General features: G+C 60.5%; 18 protein-coding genes. 11 read left to right on the top strand and 7 right to left on the bottom strand.

Annotated features, from left to right (window positions below):
- Nucleotides 1-167: 167 nt before the first annotated feature.
- Nucleotides 168-605 carry an IS200/IS605 family transposase gene (tnpA, locus tag JL05_RS18400; RefSeq protein WP_033633558.1) on the bottom strand — a complete coding sequence of 146 codons (438 nt, stop codon included), beginning with the start codon at nt 603-605 and terminating at the stop codon, nt 168-170.
- Between the two features lie 172 nt (nt 606-777).
- Nucleotides 778-2,031, bottom strand: a complete 1,254-nt coding sequence (gene icd / locus JL05_RS18405) for an NADP-dependent isocitrate dehydrogenase (protein ID WP_015377612.1) — start codon at nt 2,029-2,031, stop codon at nt 778-780.
- A gap of 131 nt (nt 2,032-2,162) precedes the next feature.
- Between icd and rluE the strand changes: the two genes are divergently transcribed.
- The 4 genes from rluE to mnmA all read left to right on the top strand — a co-directional run bounded on the left by rluE (nt 2,163) and on the right by mnmA (nt 4,813).
- On the top strand, nt 2,163-2,789 hold the full coding sequence (gene rluE, locus JL05_RS18410) for a 23S rRNA pseudouridine(2457) synthase RluE (protein WP_033633281.1): 627 nt from the start codon (nt 2,163-2,165) through the stop codon (nt 2,787-2,789).
- A gap of 22 nt (nt 2,790-2,811) precedes the next feature.
- Nucleotides 2,812-3,150, top strand: a complete 339-nt coding sequence (locus JL05_RS18415) for a lysozyme inhibitor LprI family protein (RefSeq protein ID WP_033633282.1) — start codon at nt 2,812-2,814, stop codon at nt 3,148-3,150.
- A 9-nt stretch (nt 3,151-3,159) separates the two neighbouring features.
- Nucleotides 3,160-3,606: an NUDIX hydrolase gene (locus tag JL05_RS18420; protein ID WP_004941205.1), complete on the top strand. Its 447-nt coding sequence runs from the start codon at nt 3,160-3,162 to the stop codon at nt 3,604-3,606.
- Nucleotides 3,607-3,712: 106 nt separating this feature from the next.
- Complete coding sequence (gene mnmA / locus JL05_RS18425) at nt 3,713-4,813, top strand: tRNA 2-thiouridine(34) synthase MnmA (RefSeq protein ID WP_033633283.1); 1,101 nt, start codon at nt 3,713-3,715, stop codon at nt 4,811-4,813.
- Nucleotides 4,814-4,863: 50 nt separating this feature from the next.
- Here mnmA and kup read toward each other — a convergent pair whose 3' ends face one another.
- Nucleotides 4,864-6,732, bottom strand: coding sequence for a low affinity potassium transporter Kup (gene kup / locus JL05_RS18430; RefSeq protein WP_015377607.1), 1,869 nt, complete (start codon nt 6,730-6,732; stop codon nt 4,864-4,866).
- Between the two features lie 331 nt (nt 6,733-7,063).
- Here kup and hflD point away from each other — a divergent pair, with 331 nt between their 5' ends.
- Entirely contained in the window at nt 7,064-7,690 is a 627-nt protein-coding gene (gene hflD / locus JL05_RS18435) for a high frequency lysogenization protein HflD (protein ID WP_004941196.1), read from the top strand.
- A gap of 22 nt (nt 7,691-7,712) precedes the next feature.
- On the top strand, nt 7,713-9,083 hold the full coding sequence (gene purB / locus JL05_RS18440) for an adenylosuccinate lyase (RefSeq protein WP_004941193.1): 1,371 nt from the start codon (nt 7,713-7,715) through the stop codon (nt 9,081-9,083).
- A gap of 48 nt (nt 9,084-9,131) precedes the next feature.
- Here purB and JL05_RS18445 read toward each other — a convergent pair whose 3' ends face one another.
- The 3 genes from JL05_RS18445 to pdxR form a co-directional block, all read right to left on the bottom strand.
- Nucleotides 9,132-9,836: a GNAT family N-acetyltransferase gene (locus tag JL05_RS18445; protein ID WP_033633284.1), complete on the bottom strand. Its 705-nt coding sequence runs from the start codon at nt 9,834-9,836 to the stop codon at nt 9,132-9,134.
- 15 nt (nt 9,837-9,851) lie between these two features.
- Entirely contained in the window at nt 9,852-10,304 is a 453-nt protein-coding gene (locus JL05_RS18450) for a GNAT family N-acetyltransferase (RefSeq protein ID WP_015377605.1), read from the bottom strand.
- Between the two features lie 115 nt (nt 10,305-10,419).
- Nucleotides 10,420-11,934, bottom strand: coding sequence for a MocR-like pyridoxine biosynthesis transcription factor PdxR (pdxR, locus tag JL05_RS18455; protein WP_015377604.1), 1,515 nt, complete (start codon nt 11,932-11,934; stop codon nt 10,420-10,422).
- Nucleotides 11,935-12,072: 138 nt separating this feature from the next.
- On the opposite strand from pdxR, the gene JL05_RS18460 reads away from it, so the two are divergent.
- Nucleotides 12,073-12,837 carry a GntR family transcriptional regulator gene (locus tag JL05_RS18460; protein WP_033633285.1) on the top strand — a complete coding sequence of 255 codons (765 nt, stop codon included), beginning with the start codon at nt 12,073-12,075 and terminating at the stop codon, nt 12,835-12,837.
- A 4-nt stretch (nt 12,838-12,841) separates the two neighbouring features.
- On the opposite strand, the gene JL05_RS18465 is transcribed toward JL05_RS18460, so the two are convergent.
- Nucleotides 12,842-13,861, bottom strand: a complete 1,020-nt coding sequence (locus JL05_RS18465) for an ADP-ribosylglycohydrolase family protein (protein ID WP_021505544.1) — start codon at nt 13,859-13,861, stop codon at nt 12,842-12,844.
- Between the two features lie 379 nt (nt 13,862-14,240).
- Between JL05_RS18465 and phoP the strand changes: the two genes are divergently transcribed.
- The 4 genes from phoP to JL05_RS25905 all read left to right on the top strand — a co-directional run bounded on the left by phoP (nt 14,241) and on the right by JL05_RS25905 (nt 18,187).
- Complete coding sequence (gene phoP / locus JL05_RS18470) at nt 14,241-14,912, top strand: two-component system response regulator PhoP (protein ID WP_004941169.1); 672 nt, start codon at nt 14,241-14,243, stop codon at nt 14,910-14,912.
- A gap of 5 nt (nt 14,913-14,917) precedes the next feature.
- On the top strand, nt 14,918-16,375 hold the full coding sequence (phoQ, locus tag JL05_RS18475; protein ID WP_033633668.1) for a two-component system sensor histidine kinase PhoQ: 1,458 nt from the start codon (nt 14,918-14,920) through the stop codon (nt 16,373-16,375).
- Nucleotides 16,376-16,459: 84 nt separating this feature from the next.
- The gene (locus JL05_RS18480) at nt 16,460-17,581 is read left to right on the top strand and encodes a ribosomal protein uL16 3-hydroxylase (protein ID WP_033633286.1); all 1,122 of its coding nucleotides are present in this window, start codon (nt 16,460-16,462) and stop codon (nt 17,579-17,581) included.
- Nucleotides 17,582-18,019: 438 nt separating this feature from the next.
- Nucleotides 18,020-18,187, top strand: coding sequence for a DUF1656 domain-containing protein (locus tag JL05_RS25905; RefSeq protein ID WP_367889509.1), 168 nt, complete (start codon nt 18,020-18,022; stop codon nt 18,185-18,187).

An 18,187-nucleotide genomic window follows, 5' to 3' on the forward strand; every position in this document is an offset into this window, starting at 1 on the left:
CTTGTTCGAGCTGATATCAATCTCGCGCAATTGCATAACAGCCCTGCTCTGTTGGCTCCGGCGCCGGATTGCGGCAGCGCAATAACCCATGCAATTGGAACAGTAAAAGACCACCTCCTGAGGAGGTGGCTTTACACGACGCCCCCTAAAAGGGGGCCATTTTCGAGTTAATCCTGCAACAGCTCCATCTGCTGTTCGATCTCTTGGTCCTTCTTATCCTGATACTTCACGTATCGCCTGATAATTTCTTCGTTTACCCCTACCGTATCGACAAAGTATCCCCTTGCCCAAAAATGATTGCCCCACAACTTCTTTCGTATATGTGGGAAACGATTGTAAAGCCGGATTGCACTGCGTCCTTTCAGGACGCCCATCAACGTCGAAATCGATAGCTTCGGGGGGACTATCACGACCAGATGCACATGATCTGGCTGAATATTTAGCTCAAGAACTTCACAGTCCTTCATGTTGCAGAGGATATAAATTGTTCGGTAGAGCTCTTTGCCCACCTTGTCGCGGAGGATTTTAAATCGATACTTTGGCGTCCAAACCAGGTGGTATTTGCAACGCCAGAACACATGTGATGAACTCCTGTATAAACCCATGTTGGTGATTTCCTTCTTACTTGTGGTGAGTAAGCTGGAATATTCCGGCATGGGTTTCCTTCAGGCTAGAGCCTCACAGGTTCAATCACCACCTCCTTAGGAGGTGGTTTAAGGCTTACAATAAAAAACGGGAGCCCTAAGGCTCCCGTTCTCATTTAACGCTTTAACACCATTACATGTGTTTTACGATAGCGTCGCCAAACTCTGAACATTTCAGCAGTTTAGCGCCTTCCATCAGGCGTTCGAAGTCATAGGTCACGGTCTTGGCGGCGATGGCGCCTTCCATGCCCTTAACAATCAGGTCAGCCGCTTCGAACCATCCCATGTGACGCAGCATCATCTCTGCAGACAGGATGATGGAGCCTGGGTTCACTTTGTCCTGGCCGGCGTACTTCGGCGCGGTGCCGTGAGTCGCTTCGAACAGGGCGCAGTCGGAGCCGATGTTGGCGCCCGGCGCGATGCCGATGCCGCCGACCTGGGCCGCCAGGGCGTCGGAGATGTAATCGCCGTTCAGGTTCATACAGGCGATCACGTCGTATTCCGCCGGGCGCAGCAGGATCTGCTGCAGGAAGGCGTCGGCGATCACGTCTTTAACCACGATCTCTTTGCCGGTGTTCGGGTTCTTGATCTTCAGCCATGGGCCGCCGTCGATCAGCTCGCCGCCGAACTCTTCGCGCGCCAGCTCATAGCCCCAATCCTTGAAGGCACCTTCGGTGAACTTCATGATGTTGCCTTTGTGAACCAGGGTCACGGAGTCACGGTCGTTGGTGATGGCGTATTCGATCGCCGCACGCACCAGACGCTTGGTCCCTTCTTCGGAGCATGGCTTCACGCCGATACCGCACTGCTCCGGGAAGCGGATTTTCTTCACGCCCATTTCGTCGCGCAGGAATTTGATCACTTTGTCCGCTTCGGCGGAACCGGCTTTCCACTCGATGCCGGCGTAGATGTCTTCGGCGTTTTCGCGGAAGATCACCATGTCGGTCAGCTCAGGCTGTTTCACCGGGCTTGGGGTGCCCTGGTAGTAACGCACCGGGCGCAGGCACACGTACAGGTCCAGCTGCTGGCGCAGGGCCACGTTCAGAGAACGGATGCCGCCGCCGACCGGGGTGGTCAGGGGGCCTTTGATGGCGACGCGGTAGTCGCGGATCAGGTCCAGAGTTTCGTCCGGCAGCCACACGTCTTTACCGTAAACGTGGGTAGATTTTTCGCCGGTGTAGATTTCCATCCAGGAGATTTTACGTTCGCCGTGGTAAGCCTTTTTAACGGCCGCATCAACCACGTGGATCATGGCAGGAGTCACGTCAACGCCGATGCCGTCGCCTTCGATGAACGGAATGATCGGGTTATGAGGAACAACCAGTTTACCCTGGGCGTCAACCGTGATTTTTTTACCTTCTGCCGGAACAACTACTTTGCTTTCCATCAACCTCTCCTTCAAGCGCAATTTTGTTAATGCTTTGTAAGATGCGTGTAGATACTACTTGAATATTCGGTCCGCGCCAATCCGAAACGGATTCGGTTATAATGCGCTTATCATCCGTAATCTCAACCGTTATGAAAAAATTCTCTGTTAGAAATCACAACGTTAAACGATTCAGCAAGCCGAATGCCGCCAAACCCGCCGCGCCGAAGGGGCCGCGCCGCATTGTGTTATTCAACAAGCCCTTCGACGTGCTGCCGCAGTTCACCGACGAAGCCGGCCGCGCCACGCTGAAAGAGTACATCCCCTTCCCCGACGTTTACGCCGCCGGGCGCCTGGATCGCGACAGCGAGGGGCTGCTGGTGCTGACCAACGACGGCCAGCTGCAGGCGCAGCTCACCCAGCCTGGCAAACGCACCGGCAAAATTTACTATGTGCAGGTCGAGGGCGCGCCGCAGGAGAGTGATTTGGCGCCGCTGCGCAGCGGCGTCACGCTGAAAGACGGGCCCACGCTGCCCGCCGGGGTGGAATTGGTGGCCGAGCCGCAGTGGCTGTGGCCGCGCAATCCGCCGATCCGCGAGCGTAAATCCATCCCCACCAGCTGGCTGAAAATCACCCTGTTCGAAGGGCGAAACCGCCAGGTGCGCCGCATGACAGCGCATATCGGGTTCCCTACCCTGCGCCTGATTCGCTACAGTATGGGTAATCTTTCGCTGGGTTCACTGCAGCCCGGTGAATGGAAAACCATCGATTCCCTGTAGACCGATAACTGATGGAGGCGCCATGAAACACGTTCCGATCGCGCTGCTGCTCGCCGCTCTGGCGGCCCCGTTCGCCGCCCCTGCCGCCAGCTTCGACTGCGCCAAGGCGGCAGGCAGCGATGAACGCGCCATCTGCGCCAACCGCACGCTGAACGATCTGGACGTGCAAATGGCCACCAAATATCAATTTCTGCGCGGCCTGTTCGCCATGGGCGCGCGCGGCGCGATGCAGGACAGCCAGCAAGCCTGGCTGACCAAGCGCCAGCGGTGCGGCGGTGACACCGCCTGTCTGCTCAAAAGCTACCGCACCCGCATCGCCGAGCTGGACGATATCTATCGGCGCATCGACAAACCGCTGTAAGGAGACCGCATGTTCAAACCGCACGTCACCGTCGCCTGCGTGGTGCACGCCGCCGGCAAATTTTTAATTGTCGAAGAAACCATCAACGGCAAAGCGCTGTGGAATCAGCCGGCCGGCCATCTGGAGGCCGACGAGACGCTGGTGCAGGCCGCCGAGCGCGAGCTGTGGGAAGAGACCGGCATCCGCGCCACGCCGCAGGCGTTCCTGCGCCTGCACCAATGGATCGCGCCGGATCGCACGCCGTTTCTGCGCTTCTGCTTCGTCATCGAGCTGGAACAGCCGCTGCCGACCGAGCCGCACGACAGCGACATCGATCGCTGCCTGTGGCTGAGCGCCGACGAGATTTTGCAGGCGCCCAACCTGCGTTCCGCGCTGGTGGCGGAGAGCATTCGCAGCTATCAGCAGCCGGAGCGCTACCCGCTGTCGCTGGTCGGCAGCTTCGCCTGGCCGCATTAAGGGCGCCGGGCAGCACAAGATGAACAGTGCGCCGGCGCGGCCAACGTGGTAAAATCCTGCGCTTGTTTTTATCAGCACGGTTCGTGTTCAAGTTCGTGAGATCCCCATGTCAGACAACAGCCAGAAAAAAGTAATCGTCGGTATGTCCGGCGGCGTCGACTCTTCCGTTACCGCCTATCTGTTACAGCAACAGGGCTATCAGGTCGCTGGGCTGTTCATGAAGAACTGGGAAGAAGACGACGACGAAGAGTACTGCTCCGCCGCGACCGATCTGGCCGACGCGCAAGCGGTCTGCGACAAGCTGGGCATCGAACTGCACACGGTGAACTTTGCGGCGGAATACTGGGACAACGTGTTTGAGCTGTTCCTGGAGGAGTACAAGGCCGGCCGCACGCCGAACCCGGACATCCTGTGCAATAAAGAGATCAAATTCAAAGCCTTCCTGGAGTTCGCCGCCGAAGATCTGGGGGCCGATTTCATCGCCACCGGCCACTACGTGCGCCGCCAGGACGTGGGCGGCAAAAGCCGCCTGCTGCGCGGCGTCGACGGCAACAAAGATCAGAGCTACTTCCTCTATACCCTGAGCCACGAGCAGGTGGCGCAGAGCCTGTTCCCGGTCGGCGAGCTGGAGAAGCCGGAGGTGCGCCGCATCGCCGAGCAACTGGAGCTGGTCACCGCCAAGAAGAAAGACTCTACCGGCATCTGCTTTATCGGCGAGCGCAAGTTCCGCGACTTCCTCGGCCGCTACCTGCCGGCCCAGCCGGGCCCGATCGTCAGCGTTGACGGCCAGACCGTCGGCGAACACCAGGGCCTGATGTATCACACCCTGGGCCAGCGCAAAGGGCTGGGCATCGGCGGCCTGAAAGACAGCAGCGAAGATCCGTGGTACGTGGTGGATAAAGACGTGGCCAACAACGTGCTGGTCGTCGCGCAGGGGCACGATCACCCGCGCCTGATGTCCGTAGGCCTGATCGCGCAGCAGCTGCACTGGGTGGATCGTCTGCCGCTGAGCGGCCCGTTCCGCTGCACGGTGAAGACCCGCTATCGCCAGCAGGATATCCCTTGCACCGTGACCCCGCTCGACGACGAACGCATCGAAGTGCGTTTCGACGAGCCGGTCTCCGCCGTCACCCCCGGTCAGTCGGCGGTATTCTACCAGGGCGAAATCTGCCTCGGCGGCGGCATCATCGAACAGCGCCTGGCGTAATTCGCCTGCCGCCCAAGAAAAACGCTGCGTTTACCGCAGCGTTTTTTTATTCAAAATTCCACCTGCGCTCCCAGCTCAATCACCCGGTTCGGCGGGATTTCGAACAGATCCGGCGCCCGCAGCGCGTTGCGCTGCAACAGCTGGAACACCTTGCCGCGCACGCGCAGATACCAGGGCCGTTTGCCCAGCACCAGCGTATCGCGCGACATGAAGAACGAGGTCTCATTCATGGTGAAGCTCATCCCCTCCAGCCCGCAGCGGTAAAGAATGTCCGTCACGTTGGGCGTCTCGCGCCAGCCGTAGCTCGCCACCACCCGCCAGAAACTCGCCGACAGCTGTTCGATCGCCACCCGCTGCACGTTGTGCACGTACGGCATGTCGGTGGTGACGATGGTCAACAGCACCACGCGCTCGTGCAGCACCTTGTTGTGTTTCAGGTTATGCAACAGCACCAGCGGCACCGCATGCGGCGTGCGCTCCATAAACACCGCGGTGCCCGGCACCCGCTTCGGCGGCGCCTTCTCCAGCGACTCGATCAGCGCGCTCAGCCCTTCCTGATTGTCGCGCAATCGGCGGATCAGGCGCGAACGCTCGGTCTTCCAGGTCAGCATGATCAGCAGAATGATTAGCCCGAGCGCCACCGGCAACCAGCCGCCGGTCGCCAGCTTGATCAGGTTGGCGCCGAACAGCGGCACGTCGATGCACAGCATGACCAGCAGCATCAGCCCGCCCAGATAGCGCGGCCAGCCCCAGTTTTTCACCGCCACGATGCTCAGCAGAATCGACGACAGCAGCATGGTGCCGGTTACCACGATGCCGTAGGCCGAGGCCAGGTTGCTGGAGTGTTTGAAGCTGACGATCACGATCAGCACCGCCGCGAACAGCAGCCAGTTCACCACCGGAATGTAGATCTGCCCGGACTCCTGATCGGAGGTATAGATGATACGCATCGGCGGCAAGTAGCCCAGCCGCACCGCCTGCCGCGTCAGCGAGAACACGCCGGAGATCACCGCCTGCGAGGCGATCACCGTCGCCAGCGTAGCGATCACCAGCAGCGGGATCAGCGCCCAGGTCGGCGCCAGCAGGAAGAACGGGTTATTGATCGCCGCCGGGTTGGCCAGCAGCAGCGCCCCCTGACCGAAGTAGTTCAACACCAGCGCCGGCGCCACCAGCGTAAACCACGCCAGACGGATCGGTTTTTTACCGAAGTGGCCCATATCGGCGTACAGCGCTTCGGCGCCGGTGACCGACAGCACCACCATGCCCAGCGCAAAGAATGACACCGCCTTGTATTCGAGGAAGAAATTCACCGCCCAGTAAGGGTTCAGCGCCCGCAGCACGCCGGGGTGATGCAAAATGCCGCCGAGGCCCAGCAGCGCCAGCGTCAGGAACCAGATAACCATCGCCGGGGCGAACAGTTTGCCGACGCTGCCGGTGCCGCGTTTTTGGATCGCGAACAATGCCGTCAGCACCAGCAGCGACAGCGGTACGATAAAGCTATCCAGCTCGGGGGCGATAATCTGCAGCCCCTCGATGGCCGAGAGCACCGAAATGGCCGGGGTGATCACCCCATCGCCGTAAAAGAAGCTGCCGCCCACCAGCCCGATCAGCACCGCCGCCGGCACCCAGCGCGCATCCAGCTTGCGGATCGCCAGCGACATCAGCGTCAGAATGCCTCCCTCGCCGTCGTTGTCGGCACGCATCACGAAACAAATGTATTTAATCGACACCACCAGCGTCAGCAGCCAGAAAATCAGCGATAAAAAGCCGTAAATCGAGGCCGGCGTCAGGGTGATGCCCTCCTCCGCCGTCAGGCATTCGCGCAGGGTATACAGCGGGCTGGTGCCGATATCGCCGTACACCACGCCGATGGCCGCCAGCGTCACCGCCGGCAGTGGCTGCTTGTTTTTTACGTGCATATAAAGGTCTTTATTTGAGGGTTCACGTTGGCAGTATAGATGCAGCCGCCGCACTTTATTTGCCGCAGCAACAATAAGTTCGCGCCGCCGCGTCGGCGATTTTCCTCGCCTATTTGCGCAGTTCTGCGCCGCACGGCGCTTCCGCCTCACCGCAGACGTATTAGACGCTGGGTTTACCCTCGATTTTGTGGCATGATCCGCGGCATTCGTTGTCATCGTTGTTACAGCCACGCCCGATCGTTACCGTTCGCGGCCGCCGCCGTTACCCCTGCGATACACACAACCTTATGCAGTAAGCCATGTACCGTTCACCGCGTTTACAGGAGTCATCGTGGCGAAGAATTATTATGACATCACGCTGGCCATGGCGGGCATCAGCCAGTCGGCGCGTTTGGTTCAGCAGTTGGCCCATGAAGGGCAATGCAACCGCGAAGCGTTTCAGACCTCGCTGAAAAGCCTGCTGCAAATGGATCCGCCCTCCACGCTGGCGGTGTTCGGCGGCGAAGAACGCAATTTGATGGTCGGCCTCGAAACCCTGATGGGCGTGCTGAATGCCAACAACAAAGGGCCGGGCGCGGAACTGACCCGCTACACCATCAGCCTGATGGTGCTGGAGCGCAAGCTCAACGCCAACAAACAGGCGATGAACACGCTCGGCGAACGCCTCGGCCAGCTCGAGCGCCAGCTGGCGCACTTCGATCTTGAGTCGGACACCATCATCAGCGCGCTGGCCGGCATTTACGTCGACGTGGTCAGCCCGCTCGGGCCGCGCATCCAGGTGACCGGTTCGCCGGCCATCCTGCAGAATCCGCAGGTGCAGGCCAAGGTTCGCGCCACGCTGCTGGCCGGCATTCGCGCCGCCGTGCTGTGGCAACAGGTCGGCGGCAGCCGCCTGCAGTTAATGTTTTCCCGTAATCGTCTGTTCAAACAGGCGCAAAATATCGTTGCTCATTGTTAATCGATCCCAGGAGTTGCTACCGATGGAATTATCCTCACTGACCGCCGTTTCCCCCGTTGATGGACGCTACGGTGATAAAGTCAGCGCACTGCGCCCCATTTTCAGCGAATACGGTCTGCTGAAATTCCGCGTACAGGTTGAAGTACGTTGGCTGCAAAAACTGGCCGCCTGCGCAGAAATCAAGGAAGTTCCCGCTTTTGACGCCGACGCAAACGCTTTCCTCGACAAAATCGTCGCGGAATTCAATGAAGAAGACGCACAGCGCATCAAAACCATCGAGCGCACCACCAACCACGACGTGAAAGCGGTCGAGTATTTCCTGAAGGAAAAAGTGGCGGCGGTGCCTGCGCTGCACGCGGTGTCCGAGTTCATCCACTTCGCCTGCACCTCCGAAGACATCAACAACCTGTCGCACGCGCTGATGCTGCAAAGCGCCCGTCAGGACGTGGTGCTGCCTTACTGGCGCAAGATCATCGACGCGCTGAAAGGGCTGGCGCAGGAATACCGCGATATCCCGCTGCTGTCGCGCACCCACGGCCAGCCGGCGACCCCGTCGACCGTCGGCAAAGAGTTCGCCAACGTGGCTTACCGCATGGAGCGCCAGTACCGCCAACTGGAGCGCGTGGAGATCATGGGTAAAATCAACGGTGCGGTCGGCAACTACAACGCCCACATCGTCGCCTACCCGGAAGTGGACTGGCATCAGTTCAGCGAAGCGTTCGTCACCTCGCTCGGCATCACCTGGAACCCGTACACCACCCAGATCGAACCGCATGACTACATCGCCGAACTGTTCGACTGCGTAGCGCGTTTCAACACCATTCTGATCGACTTCGACCGCGACATCTGGGGCTACATCGCCCTGAACCACTTCAAGCAGAAGACCATCGCCGGCGAAATCGGTTCTTCCACCATGCCGCACAAGGTCAACCCGATCGACTTCGAAAACTCCGAAGGCAACCTGGGGCTGGCCAACGCCGTGCTGGGCCACCTGGCGGGCAAACTGCCGGTTTCCCGCTGGCAGCGCGACCTGACCGACTCCACCGTGCTGCGTAACCTGGGCGTGGGCCTGGGTTACGCGCTGATCGCCTATCAGGCCACCCTGAAGGGCATCAGCAAGCTGGAAGTCAACCAGGCGCACCTGCTGGACGAACTGGATCACAACTGGGAAGTGCTGGCCGAGCCGATCCAGACCGTGATGCGCCGCTACGGCATCGAAAAGCCTTACGAGAAGCTGAAAGAACTGACCCGCGGCAAGCGCGTGGACGCCGCCGGCATGCAGGCGTTCATCGATGGCCTGGCGCTGCCGGAAGAAGAGAAAACCCGTTTGAAGGCGATGACCCCGGCCAACTATATCGGCCGCGCCACCACCATGGTCGACGAGCTGAAGTAAGCGCGTTAGACCCACAACGACAAGGCGGCCCACGGGCCGCCTTTTTGCTTATTCGCCGCGCAACACCTGCAGCCGGGCAATCTGCCGCCCCTGCGCATCGAAGTTGTCCGCACTCAGCCAACGCGCCAGCGCCTGCCGCACCGCCGGCCAACGGTCAATGGTGATGGCGAACCAGTCGGTATCCCGGCTGCGCCCCTTGACGATCACCGCAAAGCGGAAGTTGCCCTCGTAACGGAAGCCAAAGCGCAGCGCGGCCTGGCGCGACGGCGCGTTGTGGCTGTCGCATTTCCACTCGCAGCGGCGATAGCCCAGCGTGTCGAAGGCATAACGCAGCAGCAGCGCGATGGCTTCGGTGGCGCTGGAGCGCTGTTTCATCAACGGCGACCAGCTGACGTGGCCGATCTCCAGCACGCCGTTGGCCTCGTCGATGCGCATCAGCGCCACCGTCCCCACCGGCGCGTCGCTGGCGGCGTCGAACACCGTCAGATTGACCAGCGTCGGGTTGGCCTGCAGCGTCTCCAGGTGCTGCAACATCGCCGCCGGTGTGTCGGGCCGTTCGATAGACAGATAGGTCCAGTCGCGGCCGTCCGGCGCCAGCTGGAAAGCGTCATACAGCGCGGCGTAATCCCGCTGCGGATCGAGCGGCGCCAGTGAACAGAAACGCCCGCCGAGCGTTGCGCCGCCCGGGCGGCGAGCCGGCTGCCAATCCGGCATCGGTTCGCCAATCGGCTGACCATAACGATTCATTGCCATACGCGCCTCCTGCGGTTAACGGGTATACACGATAAACGAGCTTCTTCTGCCGATTTTGTCGTACAGCGAACGCGCCGGCGCGTTGTACTCCTGGGTCATCCAATAGACCCGATCGCTGCCGCGCGCCTCCGCCAGCCGATACGCCTGTTCGAACAGTTTTTCCGACACTTTATGGCCGCGCGCCTGCGGCGACACATAGAGATCTTCGATATAACAATAGCCCACCGCGCTCCAGGTGGACGGATGGAATACCAGGTTCATCAGCCCCAGCAGCCGGCCGTCGGCATCCTCCGCCACCAGCCCGTACACCTGTTCATCCTGCCCCAAGCGTTCGAAGGTGCGATCGGTCACCTGCGGCGCCACCTCGGCGCGGTAAAAGTCGAGATAGCCCTGCCACAACGCCAGCCATTGCGCTCTGTCGTCGCCATTGATTCTGCGGATGGTCACTTCACGATTTGATGGGTTCATAGCGCCTCACGGGTTAAGATATTATTTCCATTAGGGAAATAACCGAATAGCGGCAGAATACACCGCGCAGCGACGGCGTAATACGGACCAATTCAAAACGGCGAGCAGACCAATTTTAACCGCCGTTTTCCCGCGGCAGCGCGTTGAACACCTGCGCCAGCGTGGCGATAAAACGCACGATCTCGTCCGGCGTGTAGGCCGAGAAACCGAGCACCAGCGCCCCGCGCTGCGGCGCGCCGGTGTAGAAGTCCGCCAGGCCGTACAGCCGGATGCCCCGTTCGGCCGCCGCCGCCACCAGCCGCCGCTCCGTCGCCGCATCCGCCAACGGGCAAACCAGCTGCAGCCCACCCTGCGGCAAGGCCGGGCGCGTCCAGGGTGCGAGATGGCGTTGCACCGCATCGTACAGCACATCCAGCCGCGCCTTGTAAAGCGTGCGCATATTGCGCAGATGCTCGGCGTAGCCGCCCTCGTGCAGGCAGTGGAACAGCGTCATCTGCGCCAGCGCCGAGGTGTAGCCGTCCTGAAACTGCCTGGCGGCGACCAATGGCCGCACCAGCTGCGGCGGCGCAATCATGAAGCCGATGCGCAGCCCCGGAAACAGCGTCTTGCTGAAGGTGCCGATGTACAGCGTGCGCCCGCCGCTGTCCAGCCCCTGCAGCGCCGCCTTGGTTTGTCGATCGTAGTTGAACTCGGCGTCATAATCGTCTTCGATGATCCAGGCCCGCCGACGCTGGGCCCACTGCAACAGCGCCAGACGCCGCTCGAGGCTCAGCGAGTACCCCAGCGGGTAGTGATGGGACGGCGTGATGTAAACGCCCCGCCCGCCGCCCGAAGCCTGCATCAGCTGCCCGACGTCCAGCCCCTGCTCATCAATGCCGATCGGCCGCGCCTGCAGCCCCGCCGACTGCACCAGTTTTTTCGCCCCCTGGTAACCCGGCTCTTCGACGAATACCGCATCGCCGGGATCGAACAGCACCTGCGTGCACAGCGCCAGCGCCTGCTGAGAGCTGGTGACCACGATCACCTGCTCCGCCGTCGCCTTGACGCCCCGCTCCCGCTGCAAATAGTGCGCGATCTCCGCACGCAGCTCCGGCAAGCCCTGCGGATCGGCATAACCCAACAGCCGCTCGCCGTGCCGCCGCAGCGCCTGCTTTTCCCACTGCAGCCATGAATCGATGGGAAACGCCCGCAGATCCGCCAGCGAGGGCGTCAACGAGGCCTGGCGGCTGGTGTGCGGCGTATGGCTGACCGCCAGCAACGCCCGGCCGCGATCGCTTAACTCGCGTTCCGCCAGCCGCGCCTCCTGGCCTGCCTGCGTCGCCAGCAGTTCACGGCCGAGCAGCGTATCGCAGCGATAACGCACAAAGCTGCCGCGCCCCACCGTTCGGCTGATGAACCCCTCCGCCTCCAGCCGCGCGTAAGTCTGTTCCACCGTGTCACGCGCCACCGCCAGCCGGGCCGCCAACGCGCGGCTCGGCGGCAGCTTCGCCCGCCACGGCAGTTCCCCGGCGGTGATGAGCCGCAACAGGGCCTGGTGCAGCGCCGAACGTCGGGTCAGCCCCTGCTGACGCTGCTGGGTGAAGGCTGCCAGGATTGCCGCGTCGTCCGCGTGTCGTGGGGTGTCACTCATGGGCAGTCTGTTTCTCCGAGCCTGGGGCGATAGCACACTACTCTACCTCATTTCTCCCAGCGGCGGCGGCAGTTGCGCTGCCCGGCGAAATCCCCTTAAATAAGCCATCGCATTGCGGCTACAGGACTTCCGTCAGCTATGAGCAAGGAGATCAACCAGCGTCTGCTGGAAAAACTGCTGCAGGATCTGGCCAGCGCGGGCGCGATGCCGTTGTATCTGCGCTTTAACGCCTCGGTGCGCCAGGCTATCGAGCAAGGATTGCTGAGCGCGGGGCATTTCCTGCCTAGCGAGCGCCTGTTCACCGAACAACTCGGCATCTCGCGCATCACGGTGCGCAAAGCGCTGGCCTGCCTTGAGCAAGACGGCATCATCGGCCGTTCACGCGGCTACGGCACCTTCATCCAGCCGCAACGGCCCGCGCCGAAGCTGCGCTATTCCTTAGCGGACATCAAAGGGTTCTCGCGCGAGGCGGCGCAACAGGGGCGTCAGCCGGACACGCAATGGATCAGCCGCGAGCGGGTGCCGGCCAGCGCCGCACTGGCGGAAAGGCTCCAGCTGGCGGTTGGAGCGCCGATCTACCAACTCAAACGCATTCACTTTATCGATCGGCGGCCGATGTCGGTGGCGGTGTCCTACGTGGTGGCGGCGGCGATTGCCAACATCGACGAGATTGGCATCTCGCTCTACGATTACTTCCGGCGCAATAATGTGGAGATGGGCTCGCTGCGCAGCCAGGTCAGCGCGGCGATGGCCGACGACGATATCCGCCGGACGCTGCAGCTATCAGAACCGATGCCGCTGCTGATCGTGCGCCAGACGCTGTTCGACCACCGCAAGAAGCCTGTCGAATACAGCGAAAGCTTCTGCCGCAGCGACATGTATGAGTTTACCAGCGAAAGCTGATCCGTTACGCCTCGCCCTGTCGGCGGCGGCGAAAACGCACGAACGCCTGGGCATACGCCTCAACGTCCAGCGGATTCACCCGTTTTAACTCCGCCAGCAATCCGGGTTCGATCGCTTCTGCACCGTGCAGCGCACCGCAGACAGCGGTGGCCATCGCGCCGATGGTGTCAGTATCGCCGCCCAGGTTGGCGCACAGCACCGCGCAACGGGTAGGATCGGTTTGCGCCAGCTGCACCATCGCCAGCGCCGCCGGCACCGACTCGATGGTGCTCACCCCGGCGCCGATCAGTTGATATATCCGCTCAGAGGCCTGCTCGGGATCGGCGGCCTCATCCACCACCTGAAACGCCAACTCGATGCGCGCCGCCAGCGAGGGGCTGAACGTCGTCTCCTGCCGGCGCTGGGCATACTCCGCCACGCCCGGCAGCGCCAGACGAATCGAGACCCAGTCCGCGCCCTCCACCGCTCGCGCGACGGCCCAGGCGATCGCCACCGCACCGGCGACGGCGATGTCGGATTTGTGCGTCGGGCTGGAGGCCAGCCACACCTGCTGGCAGAAATCCTCCAGCGGCGCGGACGGCAGCACGCAGCCCAAAGGCGAAATGCGCATCGCCGCGCCATTGGTGATGCCGTTGTTTTCCAACTCGGCGATCGGCGTGCCCGCTTTCTGCTCGCTCAACGCCAGTTTGGAACTGGGGCCGAGAATGTTCTTGTTGAAGGCGTCAAAACTGTCCACCCAGCGGATCACGTTGCGGGCGATCAGTTCCGGCACCACCTCGCCTTCCGCTTCCCGCAGCGCATCGGCCAGCGCTAACGCCATCGCGGTATCGTCGGTATATTGCCCGGCTTTGAAGTAACAGGCGGCGGTGTTCTCCGCCGGCCCATCGAGAAAGCCGTCTATCCAGCCGAAATGGCGCTTAACCCGCTCGCGCGGCCACAGCTCGGAAGGCATGCCGAGCGCGTCGCCCAGCATCTGTCCGTAAAGTGCGCCCGCTATGCGTTCTGCCTGGGTTAACTGCTTCATCCGTCGCTCCTGAGAAAATGTACCGTTGCCTCAATAATACCTTATTAGTACCTTTAAAGCTTATCAAGCGCCCCGGCTCACACTTCCCTTTCGCGGGCAATGCCCGGGGCGTTTAAGTTGCGTTTAATGTTGCCCCGCCGCTGTTTATCCGACGTTTATCAGAGCTTGTCGATAATGTCGGCGAACAAATTGATAACGCTTATTTTAATACATTGCTTCGGCTCTCTTGCGAGCCGGGCGGGTTATACCTACCATAGCCTCAGCACTTTTTGTCAAAATGGTTCAGGTGGCCGCGTTATTCCCTGACACGCCGCAGAGCGTGTTCCCTTTTATCGCGTGGGTGACAGGACGTTCACCCGCATAGTCACAGGAGTTCGCCATGCGAGTACTGGTTGTTGAAGATAATGGTTTGCTGCGTCACCACCTTTCCGTTCAGATGCGCGAGATGGGCCATCAGGTCGACGCGGCCGAAGACGCCAAGGAAGCCGATTATTTCCTGCAGGAACACGCGCCGGATATCGCCATCGTCGATCTCGGCCTGCCGGGTGAAGACGGCCTGAGCCTGATCCGCCGCTGGCGCGCCCATCAGACCAAGCTGCCGATCCTGGTGCTGACCGCCCGCGAAAGCTGGCAGGACAAAGTGGCGGTGCTGGAAGCCGGCGCCGACGACTATGTCACCAAGCCGTTCCACCTGGAAGAAGTGATCGCCCGCATGCAGGCGCTGATGCGCCGCAACAGCGGCCTGGCTTCGCAAGTGATCGTGCTGCCGCCGTTCCAGATCGATCTGTCGCGCCGCGAACTGAGCGTCAACGATCAACAGATCAAGCTGACCGCCTTTGAATACACCATCATCGAGACCCTGATCCGCAACGCCGGCAAGGTGGTGAGCAAGGATTCGTTGATGCTGCAGCTCTACCCGGACGCCGAACTGCGTGAAAGCCACACCATCGACGTGCTGATGGGCCGTTTGCGCAAGAAAGTGCAGGCGGAATACCCGCATGAAGTGATCACCACGGTACGTGGCCAGGGCTATCGTTTTGACGCGAAGTGAACATGATGTTCAACAAGAATAAAAAACCGTTTTCGCTGCGTGCCCGCTTCCTGATGGCGACCGCCGGGGTGATCCTGGCGCTGTCGCTCTCTTACGGTTTGGTGGCGGTCGTCGGCTATATCGTCAGCTTCGACAAAACCGCCTTCCGTCTGCTGCGCGGCGAGAGCAACCTGTTCTTCAGCCTGGCGCAGTGGAAAGACAACAAGCTCACCATCGCCATTCCCCCCGATCTCGATCTCAACTTCCCGACGCTGGTCTTTATCTACGACGATAAAGGCAACCTGCTGTGGAGCCAGCGCAAGGTGCCGGAACTCGAGAAGCTGATCAACAAGGAATGGCTGCAGGAGTCCGGCTTCTACGAAATTGACACCGATACCCGCATCAGTAGCGAAGTGCTGGGGGATAACCCCAAAGCGCAGGATCAGCTGAAGAATTATGACGATACCGATCAGAACGCGCTGACCCACTCGGTGGCGGTCAACACCTATGCCGCCACGCCTCGCCTGCCGGCGCTGACCATCGTGGTGGTCGACAGCATTCCGCAGGAGCTGCAGCGATCCGACGTGGTGTGGGAGTGGTTCAGCTACGTGCTGTTGGCCAACCTGCTGCTGGTGGTGCCGCTGCTGTGGCTGGCGGCCTACTGGAGCCTGCGGCCGATCAAGGCGCTGGTCAATCAGGTGGGCGAGCTGGAGAACGGCGAGCGCGATCAGCTCGACGAAAATCCGCCCAGCGAGCTGCGCGGGCTGGTGCGCAATCTGAACATTCTGGTGCGCAACGAGCGCCAGCGCTACACCAAATATCGCACCACCCTGTCGGATCTGACCCACAGCCTGAAAACGCCGCTGGCGGTGCTGCAAAGCACCCTGCGCTCGCTGCGCAGCGGCAAGCAAACCACCATCGAAGAAGCCGAGCCGATCATGCTGGATCAGATCGGGCGCATCTCGCAGCAGATCGGTTACTACCTGCACCGAGCCAGCATCAACTCCGGCCAGACGGTGTTGACGCGCGAGATCCACTCGGTGCCGGCGCTGCTCGACAGCCTGGTGGTGGCGCTGAACAAGGTTTACCAGCGCAAAGGGGTGGCGATCACGCTGGACATCTCGCCGGAAGTGACCTTTATGGGCGAGAAGAACGATTTTATGGAAGTGATGGGCAACGTGTTGGAAAACGCCTGCAAATACTGCCTGGAGTTCGTGGAGATCACCTCGCTGCACTCCGAGAAAAACCTCACCATCGTTATCGACGACGACGGCCCGGGCATCCCGGAAAGCAAGCGCCAGCTGATTTTCCAGCGCGGCCAGCGGGTGGATACCCTGCGCCCCGGCCAGGGCCTTGGCCTGTCGGTGGCGGCGGAGATCATCGAGCAATACGACGGCGAAATCGTCATCAGCGACAGCCCGCTCGGCGGCGCGCGCATGCAGGTCACCTTCGCCCGCCAGCACGACACCCACCACAACGAGTAAATTATGCCGCTGCGGCCCCGATCCACGGGGCCAAACTTCCGTTATAATCGCACTCAGGCTCACTCCCCTATCCTGGAATAGAACATGGATTATCAATTAGATCTGGACTGGAACGATTTTTTGCAACGTTATTGGCAAAAGCGTCCGGTGATTCTGAAGCGCGGCTTCAAAAACTTTATCGATCCGATCTCCCCGGATGAGCTGGCCGGGCTGGCGATGGAAAACGAAGTGGACAGCCGTCTGGTCAGCCACCAGGACGGCCGTTGGCAGGTTGCGCACGGCCCCTTCGAGAGCTTCGACCACCTGAGCGAAAACAACTGGTCGCTGCTGGTGCAGGCGGTAGATCACTGGCATGAGCCTTCCGCCGCGCTGATGCGCCCGTTCCGCCAACTGCCGGACTGGCGGATGGATGACCTGATGATCTCCTTCTCGGTGCCGGGCGGCGGCGTCGGCCCGCACCTCGATCAGTACGACGTGTTCATCATTCAGGGCACCGGCCGCCGCCGTTGGCGCGTCGGGGAAAAAACGCCGCTGAAACAGCACTGCCCGCACCCGGATCTGCTGCAGGTCGAACCGTTCGACGCCATCATCGACGAAGAGATGGAGCCGGGCGACATTCTCTATATTCCGCCGGGCTTCCCGCATGAAGGCTACGCGCTGGAAAACGCGCTCAACTACTCGGTGGGCTTCCGCGCGCCGAACGGCCGTGAGCTGGTGAGCGGCTTCGCCGACTACGTGCTGGCGCGCGAGCTGGGCAGCAAGCGCTACGCCGATCCGGACGTTAAACTGCGCGAACACCCGGCGGAGATCCTGCCGCAGGAAGTGGACGCCTTACGGCAGATGATGCTGGATCTGGTGCAACAGCCGGAACACTTCCAGCACTGGTTCGGCGAGTTTATCTCCCAGTCGCGCCACGAGCTGGATCTGGCGCCGCCGGAGCCGCCGTATCAGGCCGGGGAAATCTACGAACTGCTGCAACAGGGTGAAGCGCTGCAGCGCCTGGGCGGATTGCGCGTGCTGCGCGTCGGCGATCGCTGCTTCGTCAACGGCGAGCTGATCGACACCGACCAGCTGCAGGCCGCAGACACCCTGTGCCAGCACTTCAGCGTCGATGCCGCCCTGCTCGGCGACGCGGTGGACGATCCGTCGTTCCTGGCGCTGCTGACCGCGCTGGTCAACAGCGGCTATTGGTACTTTAACGACTGAGTTCTTGGAATACCCCACTAAACCACAATAACGGCCCTCCAGAGCGGGCCGTTATTTATCGCTTCCAATAGTGCCCCGCTCCAAAATCACATCACTACGCCTCTAGCAATGTGGCAACTTATCCCATCATCACGTTTGAATATAACGCTTAAAAATTACGCAAATCTCTGAGCAACATGACATCAGCGGATATATCGGCCGACACCGAACTTAAGGAGGATGGCTAAAGCACATGGGGTTTAGAGGATCGATTTATACTTTACACTTGATACCCATACTTATAGCAGTGGCATCGTAGCCATCTTAATGGCCATCTGTCCGGTATTGTTAACCCAGCGTCCGGTTTTGTTTACTGTGAACAAAAAAAGACATGTGATAATAAATATCAAACCTGATTAACGTAAAACTTAACTAATGGAAGATTCAGTGCTTTTAGGTATGGCCTTTCCAAACATTCTCAAGACATTAATCGAATCTTGGTTGTTGTATAAAATAGTGTTATCTGTAATTAAGCATTTAAGCTTCTGGAAAAACGTATGGCATAAACCTCTTTTCTGTTTTTCGCTCTACTTAATGAGCCTCTCACTATTTACTCGCTGGATCTGA

It is taken from the genome of Serratia nematodiphila DZ0503SBS1 (assembly GCF_000738675.1).
GTDB lineage: Bacteria > Pseudomonadota > Gammaproteobacteria > Enterobacterales > Enterobacteriaceae > Serratia > Serratia nematodiphila.

Coding starts and splice junctions, on each gene's coding strand:
- JL05_RS18460 (WP_033633285.1), top strand. CDS start 12,073: ATGAGCAAGGAGATCAACCAGCGTCTGCTGGAAAAACTGCTGCAGGAT.
- purB (WP_004941193.1), top strand. CDS start 7,713: ATGGAATTATCCTCACTGACCGCCGTTTCCCCCGTTGATGGACGCTAC.
- kup (WP_015377607.1), bottom strand. CDS start 6,732: ATGCACGTAAAAAACAAGCAGCCACTGCCGGCGGTGACGCTGGCGGCC.
- JL05_RS18420 (WP_004941205.1), top strand. CDS start 3,160: ATGTTCAAACCGCACGTCACCGTCGCCTGCGTGGTGCACGCCGCCGGC.
- pdxR (WP_015377604.1), bottom strand. CDS start 11,934: ATGAGTGACACCCCACGACACGCGGACGACGCGGCAATCCTGGCAGCC.
- JL05_RS25905 (WP_367889509.1), top strand. CDS start 18,020: ATGGCCTTTCCAAACATTCTCAAGACATTAATCGAATCTTGGTTGTTG.
- JL05_RS18415 (WP_033633282.1), top strand. CDS start 2,812: ATGAAACACGTTCCGATCGCGCTGCTGCTCGCCGCTCTGGCGGCCCCG.
- phoQ (WP_033633668.1), top strand. CDS start 14,918: ATGTTCAACAAGAATAAAAAACCGTTTTCGCTGCGTGCCCGCTTCCTG.
- rluE (WP_033633281.1), top strand. CDS start 2,163: ATGAAAAAATTCTCTGTTAGAAATCACAACGTTAAACGATTCAGCAAG.
- icd (WP_015377612.1), bottom strand. CDS start 2,031: ATGGAAAGCAAAGTAGTTGTTCCGGCAGAAGGTAAAAAAATCACGGTT.
- JL05_RS18445 (WP_033633284.1), bottom strand. CDS start 9,836: ATGGCAATGAATCGTTATGGTCAGCCGATTGGCGAACCGATGCCGGAT.
- mnmA (WP_033633283.1), top strand. CDS start 3,713: ATGTCAGACAACAGCCAGAAAAAAGTAATCGTCGGTATGTCCGGCGGC.
- phoP (WP_004941169.1), top strand. CDS start 14,241: ATGCGAGTACTGGTTGTTGAAGATAATGGTTTGCTGCGTCACCACCTT.
- JL05_RS18480 (WP_033633286.1), top strand. CDS start 16,460: ATGGATTATCAATTAGATCTGGACTGGAACGATTTTTTGCAACGTTAT.
- tnpA (WP_033633558.1), bottom strand. CDS start 605: ATGGGTTTATACAGGAGTTCATCACATGTGTTCTGGCGTTGCAAATAC.
- JL05_RS18450 (WP_015377605.1), bottom strand. CDS start 10,304: ATGAACCCATCAAATCGTGAAGTGACCATCCGCAGAATCAATGGCGAC.
- JL05_RS18465 (WP_021505544.1), bottom strand. CDS start 13,861: ATGAAGCAGTTAACCCAGGCAGAACGCATAGCGGGCGCACTTTACGGA.